Below are 1,056 nucleotides of genomic sequence, written 5' to 3'. Positions count from 1 at the left end.
GGTACATTCAATATTGAAATGCAACACTTTCATTAAATACTTCTAATGGGGTTTTCCAACCAAGTCGTTTTCTAGGACGATTGTTTAATGCGTCCTCAACAACTTTAATGGTCTCATCTGGTATTGTCGCAAAGTCTGTGCCCTTTGGGAAGTACCAACGAATGAGACCGTTGGTGTTTTCGTTAGTTCCTCTCTCCCACGAGTGATACGGATGAGCGAAGAACCACAGAATATCCAAAGTGAATTGAGCTTCATCATACAAAAAGTTTTCTGTGCCGTTGTCCGATGTCGCGCTCTTGCGCGCTTCTTTTGGAAGCGCCGACAATCTTTTGACCACAGCATTTTTGGTGACCTCGGAGGTGTGATCTTCAATTTTAGTTATGAACACCAAACCCGTTTTTCTTTCAACTAGAGTATTTAATCCAACTTTGCTTTTTCTTGAAATGACCGAATCGGTTTCCCAGTGACCAACCGTTTTTCTAGTCTCAACTTCTTGTGGTCGGTCATCAATTGATGGTCCTTTAGGCCTAAATACCCTCTGTACTGAGCGCATGCCTCTTTGAGCTCGTCTCTTGTGTCTACGTTTTAAATACTTTCGGAGGTCATGGTATCCAATTTTCATTAGACCCCAACCTTGTCGGTGAACGTGACTATATATGTACTGATATATGGCTTCGTGAGAAATCTTTTCTTCCGGATGTTCGACGTGAAGTCGTCCAGCGATTTGTTCTGGTGAAAGTCCTGCCTTCAAATTGGTGATGACATATCTGCGAATGAATTGGTTTTTCAAACGCAATTTTCTGCCTCTGCTTTTCCTTTTCTTTTGTGCCCGTTCATCTGCCACTCGTGGTTTGTATGATCTCTTGAGCAGCATATTGCGATTAATTTCTCTAGCGACTGACGATGGACTTCTATTTAATGTTTTGGCAATTGCTCTAACTGAAGTCTTTTGCCAAAGCAATTCCTGAATCTTTTCGCGTTCCTCAATTCTAAAATGTTTGAATTTCATACACCTCAATTATATCGAAGTGTTGCAATTACTTATTGAACCTGTGA

At 41.1% G+C, this 1,056-nt stretch carries 1 protein-coding gene; it reads right to left on the bottom strand.

The genetic code is table 11. The features are described 5' to 3' along the window. Positions 1-7: 7 nt before the first annotated feature. Positions 8-1,009 (bottom strand): IS30 family transposase, encoded by a 1,002-nt coding sequence (locus tag Q8O71_01595; GenBank protein ID MDP2705074.1) that lies wholly within the window; start codon positions 1,007-1,009, stop codon positions 8-10. Positions 1,010-1,056: the final 47 nt, after the last annotated feature.

The organism is bacterium (genome assembly GCA_030690305.1).
Lineage (GTDB): Bacteria > Patescibacteriota > Minisyncoccia > Phycocordibacterales > JAGLPS01 > JBBUCK01.
Note: the sequence above shows the minus strand (reverse complement) of the source record. Positions and strands in the feature narration are given on the sequence as shown.

Coding starts and splice junctions, on each gene's coding strand:
- Q8O71_01595 (MDP2705074.1), bottom strand. CDS start 1,009: ATGAAATTCAAACATTTTAGAATTGAGGAACGCGAAAAGATTCAGGAA.